Below are 15068 nucleotides of genomic sequence, written 5' to 3' on the forward strand. Positions count from 1 at the left end.
CGCAAATCCGCTGATGATCGTCGTAGCGGGGCCTGTGACCGTAGAATCCGCAAGCTCTTTCGTGGGCTTGAAATGATCGGACGTCACATATTCCGTATAGTAGCCGATGATGATACCGGCAACGAGACCGGAAAGGATCGCCACATAGATACCCACATGATCTGCGCCGAGGATGCCCGTTACAACAAAGTATCCTGCGACAGCAACGATCGCCGCCGCGATGTACACGCCCTTATGAAGGGCTGAAAGCAAACTTTTCTGCGAAGCGTTTTCCTTTGTTTTGACAAAGAAGCTGCCGATCACACTGGCAACGATGCCCACTGCCGCAAGGATCATCGGGAGCATCAGTCCGCCACCGCCAAGGCCTGCCGCCACCGCAAGCGCACCCGCAGAGATGATAGAGCCGACATACGATTCGTAAAGGTCTGCGCCCATGCCCGCAACGTCGCCTACATTATCGCCTACGTTGTCCGCGATGGTCGCCGGGTTTCTCGGATCGTCCTCTGGGATGCCCGCTTCCACCTTACCTACAAGATCTGCGCCTACGTCAGCAGCCTTGGTGAAGATGCCGCCGCCCACACGGGCGAAAAGCGCCATACACGAAGCGCCCATGCCGAACATCAGCATGTTGCTTGCGATCTGCGCCGTATCTCCCGCGTAAAACGCGTTTAAGATAAAATACCAGATCGTCAGGTACAAGAGCCCGAGACCTACTACCGTCATGCCCATGACCGCGCCCGACGAGAACGATACGCGCAGCGCAGAGTTCAAACTCTTTTTCGCGCCGTTTACCGTACGGGAGTTTGCCGCCGTTGCGATCTTCATGCCGATGAAGCCCGCCAGTGCGGAGAAGATACCGCCAACGAGGAATGCGATCGGTACGAAGAATGTCATGAAGCCCGTTGCAGCCAAAATCGCCAAGACAGCGGTAACAATAATGAAAAAGATTGCAACCGTCTTGTACTGGCGCTTTAAGTACGCATTCGCGCCCCGTCTGATTGCGGCAGCAATTTTTTTGATCTTTTCACTGCCTTCGCTTTTTTTCATTACGCGCAAAGCGGTAATCGCCGCAAACACAAGCGCAATGACGGCCCCGATAAGAGCCCAAAACATAATGTCCATTGGTTCTGCCTCCTACAAAAATAATATATATATGTTAATAAACGTCAACTTGAAAAAAATTCCAGAACTGATCCAACCAATTTTCATTATAATACGTTCCCCTTGAAAAGCAAAGGAAATTTACTCATTTTTTCTTTCTTTTTGTCAACTTTTCAACTTGACAGCACCAGAGGGATAAAATACAATAAAATTGTACTAATATGTTTCATACACCTGACTGTCGAAAGGGGAGATTTTCCGTCATGATCCGGCTTGATAAGACATCCAAACAAGCGATCTACGAACAGATCGTACAAGGCTTCAAAGCGCTTATTATGACGGGCAAGGTTCGCCCTCACGAACAGCTTCCGTCTGTACGCAAGCTTGCAAAGCAGCTAGGAGTCAATCCCAATACCGTGCAGAAATCTTATGCGATTTTGGCAAAAGAAGGTTTCTTGTATTCCGTCGCCGGCAAAGGCGATTTTGCCGCGGACAATGCCGCGCAAATCAAGGATATGCGCAAAAGTGAGATACGTGAGATGTTTATAAAAGCCACAAAGGAAGCGCGCGATTCCGGCCTGTGGATCGACGAGATCTTTGCCATCGTCGACGAAGCTTATTCTTCCAACTGACCACAAAAAACGCCAAGCCACCTGCCCGCACGATATGGGGCAAGCGTGGCTTATTTTTTTCCCTGATTGTTTCTTTCGCATTCAATGCATTCTTCAAGATCTGCGAGCGCCTTTTTCGGCCTTCTCCTGCGGCTTTGGGAGGCCATCCGGTCGCTCACATAAAGCGTACGGGCTGTGACCGGGCTGCCCGGACGTTTCAGTTCATTTTCAAACATAGACAGCAGCGATCCGGGCGTCATAATCCCGCCTAAGACCCGCGCCTTGGGAATACTCGTGCCCTCCAGAAAATCCTCCAGCAGCAGCGCACAGTTTGTGTTGAGCATAAAATATGTCTTGTACTTCCCCTTGCTTACTTTAAAGAGCTGTGCCCCTTGCCTTAAAAGCGCGTTCGCATAGCCGTTCTTTTTCGGCTCCTCCGGCTTCCACGGCACGCACGTCCTCAAAAAATCCGCGATGTTGGTCTTTAGGCGCTGCTCGTCTTCTAAAGAAAGCGCAAGCTGATAGCCGATGATCGTTTTTCTGGCACTGTCGAGTGAAAAGCGAATATATTTTTCACGTTCGCAGATCGCGAACACGCCGTCCCAGAAAAGGCCGAACAAATGGATATGCGCCTTGTCATGGTCATAATTCCCGTAAGAAAACACCTGTCCGTCCACCACAACGTCCACGTGTCCTAACGCATTCGTCCCCAGATCAGACATATGGATCAGAATCTCGATGTCCGCACCGCCTTCGATCTTCCCGCTCGTCACAAGGCTGCCGTCCTCTTCTCCTTCTTCCTCGCTTTGTTCATCAAGAGACGACTGTATCCACACAAGTGTGGCCTTGGGCAAAAATACTTCCATCCAAAACGGCAGGGGGATGTTCTTACGATTTTTGTTTTTCTGGTTAACGATCAAAAACAGCCGCAGAAATCCGGCAAGCCCCAAAAGGATGCAATAAGCGGCAATGAATGTGGAGAGCATGAATACCCACAGATCCTGCGAGGTAAGAACAACGACAAAGCCCGCCATCAAAAGCCCGCCCCACAAAAGCGACAGCCCCCAGCGGCGCTCCGCACTCAAATAATAGGAATAAGAAACAAGCAACTGCACACCGCCTGTAAAAAACAGCCATACCAGCATCGTAATGCGCACCACCTGATCGATAAGCCCCGGCCACGCCAGCAGCACAATGCCGCATGCAAGCGAAACGATACCAATGACAAGCGTCTGCGCTGTGATATTCGGTCTGTTGTCGCGCGTAAACAAAAAGAACAGGATACCTAAACCGCCAAAGACAGTAAGCAGCACGCCAAGGGCACGGCCAAAAATACCGATGATCTCCACCGGATAAACCGCCAGAAAGATCCCGCCTGCAAGTAATATAGAAGAAAAAATCACGGTAAAGGCAATTTTCAGTTTATTCATCGGCTGTCCTTTCCGGCCATGCTATACTATAGTTACCCCGCCCATACGTTCCATTAACCCGATAGCGTCATTATATCAAAGCCTTCATGAAAAAACAAAAAACCTAGCCAAATATTAAATTTCTGCAAAGGTTTCCTTCCTTCTGTTTACTTTATTTTTAGAGGTAGTATAATGGGGACAATCAGACTTTACAAAAGGATGGATCTGCTTTGAACAATGTAAAAACCAAGAACGGAACGATCGCAGGAGCACGCGAGGGAGACGTCCTTTCCTACAAGGGGGTTCCTTACGCAAAGCCGCCTGTCGGCGACCTGCGCTTCATGCCCGCGCAAAAACCGGAAGGCTGGGAAGGCGTACTCGACGCTTCCTCTTTTGGCGCGGCCTGTCCGCAAACGAAAAAATATAAGGTTTCTTCAGAAGATTGCTTAACGCTCAATATCTGGACGCCCGGTACAGACAAAAAGAAACGCGCCGTATTCTTCTATATCCACGGAGGTTCGTTTTGTATGGGCGCGGGCAGCGACCCGGAGTATAACGGCGCAAACCTTGCGAAAAACGGCGACGTAGTGGTCGTGACCATCAACTACCGCTTGGGCGCGCTCGGTTTTCTGGATTTTTCCTTTTTGGGTGAAGAATTTTCTCCCAACTGCGGGCTTTCAGACATCGTTATGGCGCTCAGGTGGGTATACGAAAACATTGCCGCGTTTGGCGGAGACCCGCAGAGCATCACTGTCCTCGGGCAGTCTGCCGGCGCGATCGCCGCTTCCGTGCTGCCCGTTACGCCTTCTGCACGCAAATATGTTTCCAAGGTCATCATGATGAGCGGCGGGCCGTCGCTTCTCTATACAAAGGACGAATACCAGAAGGTATCGCGTAAATTTTTGAAATTTATGGGGATCGAGACGGCACAGCAGCTAAAAGAGATGGACGCGCAGGAGCTCGTTTGCAAACAGCGCAAATTTGCTTCGCACTGCGGCCTTGGCGACGGCGCATTCATGATCGAGGTAGACGGTACGCTGGTGCCCGAATATCCCATCCCCGCCGCGGCACAGGGTGCGGCAAGGGATATCCCCATCCTCATCGGTACGACCAAAGAAGAAATGTCCTTCCTGTGCATCAAGGTTCTTGCCAAAGTTCTCGACATCAGTAAAATACTGCGGCGGAATATCGATCAGGAAAAGGAAGAAGTCAAAACACGTTTAGACGCAGCCTATCGCCGCTATGGCAAGCGCGCACAATCCATGATGTTTGCGGATCGTGTGTTTCGCATGGCGAGCGTCTGGTATGCCGAAGTCTACAACCAATATGCAAATACGTGGATGTACCGTTTTGATTACGAGACCCCGGCTATGAAGGCCATCTCCCTGCGGGCATGCCACTCATGCGATATTCCCTTTGTATTTGGCAATTTTCATGCAGGGCTCTATAAATGGATGTTCCTGCTGCCTTCTGTCAAAGCGACACGGCGCATCTCAGCGGAAATGCAAAATGATTTTGTTGCCTTTGCCAAGGGAGAGACACTGGGCTGGCAGGAGTGCCGCGGGATCGATACGCCCGCCAAGTGCTACGACAAACATTTCTCCGTGATTCCCATGGTTGACCCGGAGATCGAAAAAGAGTACGATAAGAGTGAGTTCAAGCGCCAGAGCCTGCGCGGCTTAAACGCGGTGCATATCGGTTCTTGAATATCACGCTAAAACCAGAAAGGGTCTGTTATGGTCAATCTCGCAACGGTACAAAACCTTCTTTCGGAAAACTCTCCGCTCAGCGCAAGCGATATCACGCCGGAAAAACATTTGATCCGCGATTTAGAGCTCGATTCCTTTAGCCTGATGGATACGGTTTCCAGCTTTGAAAAGGAATTTGACGTTACCATCCCTGACCGCGATCTCCGGCTTTTTGATACCGTGCAGGACGTGCTGGACTATCTTTCAGAAAAGGAAATACAAAAATAGTAAAACATTAATTTTAAGAGATGCAAAGAGCCGTATTTACAAACGGCTCTTTTTTTGTATATGATAGGGATATGAAAAATGCAATCAAAAAAGGATTGTTGCTTATGGCCGTATCCGTTTGCTTTGTTTCCGGATGCACGGGTCAACCCCCTGCTGCGCCCTCGCCTTCTTCCACAACGGTAACGTCCGTCCCCTCATCTCCTGCAAAAACGCCCGAGCCTTCCCCTGCCCCGACACCCACGCCCGAGCCTGCTCCTTCGCCCACACCGGAGGGCATGGTGGCGCTCGCGGAAGGGTTTACTTACGAGAGCGTACCGCAGGACGTGCGCGAACGAATGATGGGAAAATCGTATCCGGAGGGTTGCCCCGTACCTTTTGACGACCTGCGTTATGTGCGTATAAAGCACATCGGGTTCGACGGGCTGATGCACGAGGGCGAGCTGATCGTCAACGCAAAGATCGCGGACGATATCCTGGAAATATTCAAAGAGCTGTACGAAGCAGCTTATCCCATCGAAAAAATACGGCTGATCGACGAGTACGACGCGGTGGACGAGGCATCCATGACGGACAACAACACTTCCTCCTTTTGCTACCGTACGATTTCCGGTTCAAGCAAGCTCTCCTACCACGCACGCGGGCTGGCGGTTGATGTCAATACGCTGTACAACCCGTATGTATCTTCCAAAAAAATCGAGCCTGCCGCAGGAAAAGCATACGCGTACGACAGGGACGACGGCAATCCCTATTACATCAATGAGGACGACCTGTGCTACAAGCTTTTTACGGAGCACGGTTTTTTCTGGGGCGGCCACTGGAACACCGTCAAAGACTACCAGCATTTCGAGATGCAGGATTGAGTACTACCATGATGAAAACATACCGAACGGTCTGCTGTCAGTCAAGCGCGCCAAAAACGGATACCGCATCTACACGGGTGAAGACATCCGGCGTTCGAAGACCATCCGCTCTCTGCGGTGCGCCAACGGTAATGTATTTTATGTATCCTGAAGCACGGGCGATCCGTTTTTTATGGGACGATAAAAAGCAGCCGATATCCTGCCTCTCACACAGGGGATCAAGCTGCTCAAAACCAGAAGGCGTTACTTCCTTTTCTTCGCCATCACCGCCAGCGAAAGCGTGAAAAATACCGCCGCTGTTATGATCATCACGATTACACACGTTGCAAGCGTGGTCGTATGGTCGCCAAACTGGAAATTGATCCCCAACTCGGTGTTAAACTCCTTAAGCGCAGACGCCGGCGCGCCGTCAAATGATATCGCGGCAGGCTGCTCTGTCATCACCGTCCGGAAATAAGAAGCCGAATACGAAACAGGAAACACCCGTATCACGTTGCCCACCGCTTCGGGCAGCGTACCGATCGGGATATACACGCCTGTCAGAAAACCGATCAGCGTGCCGATGATCGTGCTTACCGTGCCAAACGCGTTCTGGCTCTTGATGAACGATACGATCAAAAACACGATGGAGCTTGAGGAGAGCACGGAAAGTAGGATGCCCGCCACCACCTTCGCCATGTTTTCGGCAGAAAGGATGTCGCCGCCCGAAGCGACGATGTATACCTCGCCGATCACGAGCGCCACCAGGCTCATGATCACACCCACGCAATATGCGGAGAGCACATATCCGCCCGCGAGACTCCCGCGCTTTATGGGCGAAACCGTAAAGTCCTTCATGATCTTTTTCGATTTGTCGTCCACCATCACGCCGAACGCCCCCAGTGTGGACGTCATAGAGATCACCGCAAGGATGCCCGAAATGATCCAGCTGTTCATCAGAAAGCCGATCCCCTCTATTTCTTCCATCCCGCTCGTGATCGTGTCCCCCAAAAATACCGCGTACAGGGCGATGACGATGATGACCGCGAGCAGCGAGAAAAATACCGCGCTTTTGTCCCTGAAAAATACTTTTAAATTACGCCTGATCATTGCTCCCATCGTCAGTCCCTCACTTTCTCGCCCGTGATGTTCAAAAACACGTCGTCCATCGTTCCACGCCGCACCTCAAGTCCTGCGACCATTTCGCGGCAACAGTCGATGATATCCACCGCGTCGATCGTATGGTCAAGCCGCACCACAAGATCGCCGCCCGTCTTCTCAAACGTGATCCCGTTTTTCTCAAGGCAATCCGCAAGGGCGGCCTCATCCTTGGGCGTCATTTTAAGCACGTCTTTTGTATGCTGTTCCTTTAGCTGTGCGGGCGTACCTTTCGCAAGGATCTTCCCATGATCCATGATCGTGATATAGTCCGCGCGGGCCGCCTCTTCCATATAATGCGTGGTTAAAAAGATGGTCATGCTGTGTTCCTTTTGCAGGCGGGTGATCGTGTCCCACACCCTGTGCCGCGTCTGCGGATCGAGCCCCGTCGTCGGCTCGTCCAGAAACAATATCTGCGGCGTATTGACAAGCGCACGCGCAATGTCCGCGCGCCGCCGCTGTCCGCCGGAAAGCTTTCCGTACGGCCTGTTATAAAAATCCATCACATCCGCCGTATGCGCCGCGGTAAACACCGCGTTTTTCAGCTGCGCCTTATCCATGCCATAAAGGCTGCCGCGCAAAAACAGGTTCTCCTTTACCGTCAGCAGTGGGTCTAACACACTGTCCTGAAACACGATGCCTATCCTCCTGCGGATCGCGTCGTCGTCCTTGCCAAGCGTATAGCCGTTCAATACAACGCTGCCACCGTCCGGCTTTAATTGTGTGGAGATCATATCGATCGTCGTCGATTTCCCTGCGCCATTTGGCCCCAAAAAAGCAAACAACGATCCTTTTTCCACATAAAAATCGATGCCCTTCACCGCGTGAACGTCGCCAAACGATTTTTTCAGTCCGTTTACCTCAATGATTTTATCCATTTCATTGTCCTTTCTTTTTTCTACCAGTCTAAGATAACATGCAAAAAACGCCTGTACAAGCGATTGACCGTAAGGTGCATTTTTTGTACGGTGAAATGCAAAAGAGCGGCTCCACAAGGAACCGCCCTTTTGAACTAAAGTTTTATTTTTTCCGCTTCATCGCGCTGATCTTCTTATTGATGTCATCCGCGTCCGCTTTGTTCTTAATGATCAGCACACCGAATGTCACAAAATAAACGACAATGATCATCGCCAATACAATCAGGACATTCGCAGGATCGAATGGGATAAAACCCGGAGGAACCCCTATCCCAAATACCACAGCCATGATAACCGCCAAATCGATGATCGTCCGCAACCCCATAGAATTGACAGGAAGCTTATCCGTAAAAAAGATAATGACAGCAATACATGTCGTCATCAAAAGCAGGATCAGGATCGTCAGTTCGTTGACGGCCGACATACCGAACAGGCACAACACCGTATAGATCAGCGCCAGAACCGTAAACGATACGCAATTCATGGTGATATAGAATTTGAATTTAGACATTGTCTTCACCCTCCTGCATTCCCAGTTTTCGCTTGAGCGCCTCTACATAATGGCGGTTGATGATCACCTTTTCCCCGTTCTCGAGCTCTGCCTCCATCTTCCCGTTCAGCAATGCGCGCACGCTTTCTAAGACTTTGACATTCAAAATACACGCTTTGCTCACACGCACAAAATCCGTTTTGGTAAGCTGTTGTTCCAGCTCGTAGAGCTTCAACTCACATTCATACACCTCATGCTCCGTATATAAAAACGTGCGGTTGTCGATGGATTCAAAATAATAAATATCGCTTAGGCTGACCGTATATGTCCTGCCGTCTTTTTTTGCCGTAATGGAGAAGGAATAGAGCCTGATCTGCGCGATCAGCTCCTCTAATGCGGGATCGATCATTCCACATTTGATGGTGATCTCCACTTCTTCATTGTCTGGCGACTGGTCGATCAAAAGCTTCAAGGCTTCCACCCCTCCCTGACTATTTTCACATGAAGCGTAGCATGTTAAAAAAAACATTGCAAGCCCCTGTTTGTAAAATACATTTTTCATTCTTGCCTGTTGCGGTGGCCTTGCCGGCTTTTGATGCCTGGAGTTACGAATATCCTTCGAGATTATTTTCTACTTTGTTTTCGGGCGGCGTCCAACCGCAGCCACTCCCTGAAGGCATAGGTTTTTCGGACGATGTCACAGGCGTTGGTCTTGGCGGCCTGTTTGTCCTTGGCGTCATCTTGTTGTGCCTCGGGCTTATCGTACTGCTCGTCGAATATTTCAAAAAAACGAAAAATTAAGCAAGAGGCCGGACAAACTGTCCGGCCTCTTTTTATCCTAATATTTCTTTTTGCAGTTTTTTTGGCAGTGCGGCGATCCCCGCCAGGTAGGAACGGTCGAGCATATCCCTCACCACCTCGTCCGGCACGTTCCCGTCAAGGTACAGCGAGCTCCAGTGCATCTTGTTCGAATAATACCCCGGGACGATTTCCTCATATTGCTGCCGCATCAGATCGTTGAATGCCGGCTCCAGCTTCATTGTAAAAATCGGCCGTCCCGTCTTGTCCCCGCCCTGCATGGCAAACATTTTCCCGCCGACAAAATAGCGTGTCGCTTCCCACGCGGGCTGGTAATCCTTTGTCACGTCTTTTTTCCCCAGACAATATGCGTCCATCCAATCGTATTTCATTTCAATATCCCACTTTCTTCGATAAGCCTGACGGCCTTTTGCATGGTAGACACGTCCACCACCAGCGCAAAGCGCACAAATCCTTCACCCGCCGGGCCAAAGCTTTCACCGGGCACACAGATCACGCCCGTTTTGTCCATCAGCTCCAATACAAAATCCCACGATTTTGTATATCCCTTTGGCAGTGGCGCCCATACGAACATCGTACCGGGCGAATCGGGCACATCCCAGCCAATCGACCGAAGCCCGCCACACAGCGCGTCCCTGCGCGCGCGGTAACCCTCGCGGTTGCGTTCCAATATATCCTGCGGGCCGTTCAGGGCGGCAATCGCCGCTTTTTGTACGGGGAAGGAGATACCGTAGTCGATCTGCGAGCGCAGGCAACGGAAGTTGCGGATGATCTCGTGATTGCCCATCGCAAACGAGATACGCAGCCCTGTCAGGTTATACGACTTGGAAAGCGAATTGAACTCTATGCCCACATCCATCGCACCGGGCACCGCCAAAAACGACATGCCCGGCTCCCCGTCCATCACCAGCTCAGAATAGGCGTTGTCGTGCACCACGATCACGTCATATTTCTTCGCCCACGCAACAAGCTTTTCATAAAACGCATAATCCGCCTTCACTGTGACCGGATTGTTGGGGTACGAAACGACGATCATCTTCGCGCGCTCCGCCACATCCTGCGGAATGCTGTCAAAATCGATCAGAAAATTGTTTTCCCTTTTGAGCGGCGTGTAATAAATTTCCGCCTCCGCCATGCGCGGCCCGAACATAAACACCGGATAGCACGGGTCAGGCGCGATCACGAGGTCGCCCGGGTTGCAGATGGGCAGCGCCACATGCGCCATGCCCTCCTGCGTGCCATATACCGACATGACCTGCTCCGCTTCCAGCGTCACCCCATACCGCCGCGCATACCACGTAATCACCGCGTCGATCATCTCCGGCAGATCGGCAAGGGAATATTTGAAGTTGTCCGCCACGCCCGCCGCCTCTTTTAACGCCTCGATCACATGGTCGTCCGGCTTAAAATCCGGCGTGCCTACGGAAAGATTGATCACTTCCCTGCCCGCGTTCAGAAGCTCGGCCTTCTTTTCCTCCAGCTTGGAAAAAATATTCATATCAAAAGATTGCATCTTATCAGCAAATTTCATGTTGCGCCTCCGTCTTTGTGTTTAAAAATAATACATAAATATCTTACCGCAAACAGGGTTCGTTTTCAACAAAGAAGAACGCGGCGGGTTTGACAAATCAGAACACCGGCGTTATACTGAGAACCCATAAAAGAATATTTCGGTAGGTGAGGTTACCGCAGGGATACGGATTGCTGCCGCAAAGTAGTGGAGACACTATGAGAGGGTTAGCAGTTTATGTCGAAAACAAGGCGTAGACTAATGCAATTTCATCGCCCTGCGATGCTGAAGCTTGAACGGTAGTACAAAATTTTTGTATGTTTTTGATGTGTGGTTTCCCCGTCATGAGCGTTCATGCTTTGGCGGGGATTTTTGTTTTATGCCGAAAGGAGGAGTACGCCGATGAATAAGATGAAAAAAAATATCGCTTTGCCGTTGTCCGCGTCCATGCAAGCCAACAAGCGGCTCGTAGAGGCTTCCCAAAAAAGCCAGGACAGCGTTCTCGATATTTACACCAACACATACGAAGGCTACGCGCCGGACGACGTCCGCGAGATGCGCGACCGCTTCGGTGAAAACCGCATCACGTACCAAAAAGGCGATTCCCTCTTAAAGAGGCTTGTGCGCGCATTCATCAATCCGTTTACGCTTGTGCTGATCGCGCTTGCAATCATTTCCTTTTTTACAGATTTTTTGTTTGCCGAATCAGGAGATCAGGACATCCTATCCGTTGTGATCGTACTTTCTATGGTCATTGTCTCGGGCACGCTCCAGTTTGTACAGGAGACACGCTCGGAAAAATCCGCTGAAAAGCTCTCTGAAATGGTAGAGACGACGACTGCCGTCATCCGTGAAGGTAAGGAATCGGAGATACCTTTAGACGAGATCGTCACCGGTGATATCATCCGTCTTGCGGCGGGCGACATGATCCCTGCCGACGTGCGCATCCTGCAGGCAAAAGACTTGTTTGTCAGCCAGTCCTCCCTGACAGGCGAAAGCGAACCGGTTGAAAAATTTGGGCGCGCCATAAAAAGCGGCGAGCCGGGCGTGCTTGATAAAAACAACCTTGCATTCATGGGCAGTAATGTCGTCAGCGGCAGCGCGACCGCCATCGTGATCACCGTGGGCGACGATACCATGTTTGGCTCCCTGGCGCATCAGATCACGGAAAAGAAGCCCAAGACAAGCTTTGAAAAAGGTCTTAATTCTGTCTCATGGATCCTGATCCGCTTTATGCTGGTCATGGTTCCCATCGTTTTGTTCCTCAACGGCTTTACCAAGGGCGACTGGATGCAGGCCTTTTTGTTCGCCATTTCCGTAGCGGTGGGCTTAACGCCCGAAATGCTTCCTATGATCGTTTCCGCCAACCTTGCCAAGGGCGCGGTCGCAATGTCCAAGAAAAAGGTCATCGTCAAAGACCTGCACGCCATCCAGAACTTTGGCGCGATGGACGTACTTTGTACAGATAAGACAGGCACGCTCACGCAGGATAAGGTCGTGCTGGAATATTCCCTCGACATCCACGGCAACGAAGACGAGCGCGTTCTTCGCCACGCTTTTTTAAACAGCTATCACCAGACAGGCCTTAAAAACCTGATGGACATCGCCGTTGTCGACCACGCCGAGGAGCAGGGCATGGCCGAGCTCATACAAAACTATCAAAAGGTCGACGAGATCCCGTTTGATTTTAACCGCCGCCGCATGAGCGTCGTGGTAGAGGATAAAAACGGCAAGACACAGCTCATCACCAAGGGCGCGATCGAAGAAATGCTTGCTGTGAGCACATATGCGGAGTATCAGGGTAAGGTCGAGCCTATCACAGACGAGGTCAAGGACGAGATACTCAAAACCGTTGCCACATACAACGCAAACGGTATGCGCGTTCTCGGCATCGCGCACAAAACAAATCCGTCGCCGGCGGGCGCTTTTTCTGTCGCCGACGAATCAGATATGGTGCTGATCGGCTATCTTGCTTTCCTCGATCCACCCAAGGAAAGCACCAAAAAAGCGCTCAAGGCGCTGCTTGAATATGGCGTGGATGTAAAGGTACTAACTGGCGACAACGATGCGGTGACAAAATACATCTGCCGCAAGGTAGGCATTTCCGCTGACCACATTTTGCTCGGCGCAGACGTAGAGGCGATGGACGACGACATGCTCCTTGATGTGGTGGAAGGCACGCACGTATTCGCAAAGCTTTCCCCCAGCCAAAAATCGCGTATCGTGTCCGCCCTGCGCGCAAAGGGTCACACGGTGGGCTTCCTCGGCGACGGGATCAACGACGCCGCCGCCATGAAGGAAGCGGACGTAGGTATTTCGGTCGATACGGCTGTGGACATTGCCAAGGAGTCCGCCAACATCATTCTGATGGAAAAAGACCTGATGGTGCTGGAGGAAGGCGTGATCGAAGGACGCAAGACGTATGCCAACAGCATCAAATACATCAAAATGACGGCAAGCTCCAATTTCGGCAACATGTTTTCCGTCCTTGCGGCAAGCGCGTTTTTGCCCTTCCTGCCCATGACGCCCGTGCAGATTCTGTTGCTCAACCTGATCTACGACGTCTCGTGCCTTGCTATGCCGTGGGACAACGTGGACGCGGACTACCTGAAAAAGCCACGCAAATGGGATGCTTCCTCCATCAGCAAGTTTATGGTATGGATCGGGCCGACCAGCTCGGTTTTCGATATCACTACCTACCTGCTGCTGTATTTTGTAATCTGTCCGCTTGTCATCGGCGGAGCATACCATACGCTTGGCGAGGGCGCGCAGGAAAGCTTTGTCGCCTTGTTCCATGCGGGCTGGTTTGTGGAATCTTTGTGGACGCAGACGCTGGTCATCCACCTGATCCGCACGCCGCATACGCCGTTTATAAAAAGCCGTGCGTCATGGCAGGTCACGCTGCTCACGACCATCGGCATCATCGGGGGAACGCTCATTCCCTATACCATTGTCGGCCGCGAGCTCGGTATGTCGCCCATGCCTGCTGTATATTTCCTTATGCTGGCACTGACGATCATCGCCTATATGCTGCTTGTCACGCTGCTCAAAAAGAAGTTCGTCAAACGGTACGGCGAGCTTCTCTAGAAGCACCGCGATTGTTCACATCCCGTTTCTTGTGTTCTAAGCAAAACGCGGTATAATAGAAATATATCAATCAAGGAGCGCACATAATATGGGACTGGTGATCAAACAAAATTATATCAACGAAGAAAACGTTCTTTGCTTCAACTGCATCCACTATGGCGTACTGACGTTCGCGCCGGGTATGCCCGAACTGCGTTCGTGCCAGGTCTATGGCGATATCGACCCTGATATGCTCACCGGCGACAAACGCCAGTGCGACCATTTTGTGCCACGGGAAGAACAGGAGTAAGCGTATGTTCATTGCCGACCTGCACATCCATTCAAAGTATTCACGGGCAACAAGCAAAGAATGTGTGCCTGAATATCTTGACCTGTGGGCGCGCCGCAAGGGCATAGACCTGCTCGGCACGGGCGATTTTACCCATCCGGCCTGGCGCGAAGAACTCAAAGAAAAATTCATTCCGGCAGAGGAAGGCCTCTACCGTCTAAAGCATGATTACCGCATCGCGGAAACAGTGGGGGGCGACGCTTCGCCCCGTTTTGTCGTTTCCGGCGAGATCAGCTCGATCTATAAGAAAAACGGCAGAGTACGCAAGGTGCACAACGTCATCCTGCTGCCCTCCGTCGAAAAAGCGGAGGCGCTTTCCAAGCATTTGGAGCTGATCGGCAACCTGCATTCGGACGGGCGGCCCATTCTCGGGCTGGACAGCCATAATCTTCTCGAGATCACGCTTGACATCTGCCCCGAAGCCATCTTTATTCCCGCGCATATCTGGACGCCGCACTTTTCATTGTTTGGCGCCTATTCTGGCTTCGATACGATAGAAGAATGCTTTGAAGATTTAACGCCGTATATCCACGCGCTGGAGACAGGGTTGTCCTCCGACCCGCCCATGAACTGGCGACTGTCGGCGCTTGACCGCTTTACGATGGTATCCAATTCAGACGCACACTCCCCCGCGAATCTTGCGCGGGAAGCAAATATTTTCAATACAGAGCTTTCCTATCCCAGCGTTGCCCGTGCACTTGCAAACCGTGATACGGACGAGTTTTACGGCACGCTGGAATTTTTTCCGGAAGAAGGAAAATATCACAACGACGGACACCGCAATTGTAAGGTGTGCTTCACGCCTGAAGAAACGATTGCCGCC

General features: G+C 51.3%; 16 protein-coding genes, 1 pseudogene and 1 riboswitch. Of the genes and pseudogenes, 9 read left to right on the forward strand and 8 right to left on the reverse strand.

The window, feature by feature from the left end; all coding sequences use genetic code 11:
• The coding region (locus VB081_RS11515) for a sodium/proton-translocating pyrophosphatase (RefSeq protein WP_323400958.1) at window positions 1–1122 on the reverse strand (1122 nt) is incomplete at its 3' end.
• A 242-nt stretch (window positions 1123–1364) separates the two neighbouring features.
• Here VB081_RS11515 and VB081_RS11520 point away from each other — a divergent pair.
• Window positions 1365–1733 carry a GntR family transcriptional regulator gene (locus VB081_RS11520; protein ID WP_323400959.1) on the forward strand — a complete coding sequence of 123 codons (369 nt, stop codon included), beginning with the start codon at window positions 1365–1367 and terminating at the stop codon, window positions 1731–1733.
• A gap of 50 nt (window positions 1734–1783) precedes the next feature.
• Here the strand turns inward: VB081_RS11520 and VB081_RS11525 are convergent, their stop codons facing one another.
• Window positions 1784–3142: a DUF308 domain-containing protein gene (locus VB081_RS11525; RefSeq protein WP_323400960.1), complete on the reverse strand. Its 1359-nt coding sequence runs from the start codon at window positions 3140–3142 to the stop codon at window positions 1784–1786.
• A 209-nt stretch (window positions 3143–3351) separates the two neighbouring features.
• Between VB081_RS11525 and VB081_RS11530 the strand changes: the two genes are divergently transcribed.
• The 4 genes and pseudogenes from VB081_RS11530 to VB081_RS15055 form a co-directional block, all read left to right on the forward strand.
• The gene (locus tag VB081_RS11530; protein ID WP_323400961.1) at window positions 3352–4827 is read left to right on the forward strand and encodes a carboxylesterase/lipase family protein; all 1476 of its coding nucleotides are present in this window, start codon (window positions 3352–3354) and stop codon (window positions 4825–4827) included.
• A gap of 30 nt (window positions 4828–4857) precedes the next feature.
• The gene (locus VB081_RS11535) at window positions 4858–5097 is read left to right on the forward strand and encodes an acyl carrier protein (RefSeq protein WP_323400962.1); all 240 of its coding nucleotides are present in this window, start codon (window positions 4858–4860) and stop codon (window positions 5095–5097) included.
• Window positions 5098–5168: 71 nt separating this feature from the next.
• Window positions 5169–5957, forward strand: a complete 789-nt coding sequence (locus tag VB081_RS11540; protein WP_323400963.1) for a M15 family metallopeptidase — start codon at window positions 5169–5171, stop codon at window positions 5955–5957.
• A gap of 25 nt (window positions 5958–5982) precedes the next feature.
• A pseudogene (locus VB081_RS15055) lies at window positions 5983–6084 on the forward strand (MerR family transcriptional regulator); the annotation flags it as partial.
• Between the two features lie 116 nt (window positions 6085–6200).
• Here VB081_RS15055 and VB081_RS11550 read toward each other — a convergent pair.
• The 4 genes from VB081_RS11550 to VB081_RS11565 all read right to left on the reverse strand — a co-directional run bounded on the left by VB081_RS11550 (window position 6201) and on the right by VB081_RS11565 (window position 8982).
• Entirely contained in the window at window positions 6201–7055 is an 855-nt protein-coding gene (locus VB081_RS11550) for an ABC transporter permease (protein ID WP_323400964.1), read from the reverse strand.
• A 2-nt stretch (window positions 7056–7057) separates the two neighbouring features.
• Window positions 7058–7972 (reverse strand): ABC transporter ATP-binding protein, encoded by a 915-nt coding sequence (locus VB081_RS11555; RefSeq protein ID WP_323400965.1) that lies wholly within the window; start codon window positions 7970–7972, stop codon window positions 7058–7060.
• Window positions 7973–8114: 142 nt separating this feature from the next.
• Window positions 8115–8522 carry a DUF3021 family protein gene (locus VB081_RS11560; RefSeq protein ID WP_323400966.1) on the reverse strand — a complete coding sequence of 136 codons (408 nt, stop codon included), beginning with the start codon at window positions 8520–8522 and terminating at the stop codon, window positions 8115–8117.
• Window positions 8515–8982 carry a LytTR family DNA-binding domain-containing protein gene (locus VB081_RS11565; protein ID WP_323400967.1) on the reverse strand — a complete coding sequence of 156 codons (468 nt, stop codon included), beginning with the start codon at window positions 8980–8982 and terminating at the stop codon, window positions 8515–8517. The genes VB081_RS11560 and VB081_RS11565 overlap by 8 nt, the downstream gene beginning before the upstream one ends.
• Before the next feature lie 32 nt (window positions 8983–9014).
• Between VB081_RS11565 and VB081_RS11570 the strand changes: the two genes are divergently transcribed.
• On the forward strand, window positions 9015–9302 hold the full coding sequence (locus VB081_RS11570) for a hypothetical protein (protein WP_323400968.1): 288 nt from the start codon (window positions 9015–9017) through the stop codon (window positions 9300–9302).
• Between the two features lie 32 nt (window positions 9303–9334).
• Here the strand turns inward: VB081_RS11570 and VB081_RS11575 are convergent, their stop codons facing one another.
• Together VB081_RS11575 and VB081_RS11580 are read right to left on the reverse strand one after the other, a co-directional pair.
• A complete protein-coding gene (locus tag VB081_RS11575; protein ID WP_323400969.1) occupies window positions 9335–9691 on the reverse strand; it encodes an MmcQ/YjbR family DNA-binding protein in 357 nt (118 codons plus the stop codon).
• Window positions 9688–10851, reverse strand: coding sequence for an aminotransferase class I/II-fold pyridoxal phosphate-dependent enzyme (locus VB081_RS11580; RefSeq protein WP_323400970.1), 1164 nt, complete (start codon window positions 10849–10851; stop codon window positions 9688–9690). Before VB081_RS11580 ends, VB081_RS11575 begins: the two co-directional genes overlap by 4 nt.
• Before the next feature lie 131 nt (window positions 10852–10982).
• A riboswitch (M-box (ykoK) riboswitch) is annotated at window positions 10983–11142 on the forward strand.
• Window positions 11143–11241: 99 nt separating this feature from the next.
• Here VB081_RS11580 and mgtA point away from each other — a divergent pair.
• From mgtA to VB081_RS11595, 3 genes are all read left to right on the forward strand, one after another.
• The gene (mgtA, locus tag VB081_RS11585) at window positions 11242–13917 is read left to right on the forward strand and encodes a magnesium-translocating P-type ATPase (protein ID WP_323400973.1); all 2676 of its coding nucleotides are present in this window, start codon (window positions 11242–11244) and stop codon (window positions 13915–13917) included.
• An 88-nt stretch (window positions 13918–14005) separates the two neighbouring features.
• Entirely contained in the window at window positions 14006–14206 is a 201-nt protein-coding gene (locus VB081_RS11590) for a hypothetical protein (RefSeq protein ID WP_323400971.1), read from the forward strand.
• Window positions 14207–14210: 4 nt separating this feature from the next.
• Window positions 14211–15068 (forward strand): endonuclease Q family protein (locus VB081_RS11595; RefSeq protein WP_323400972.1); only part of this gene is annotated, 858 nt, incomplete at its 3' end.

The sequence above is a fragment of the Christensenella sp. genome (assembly GCF_034927525.1).
GTDB lineage: Bacteria > Bacillota > Clostridia > Christensenellales > Christensenellaceae > Christensenella.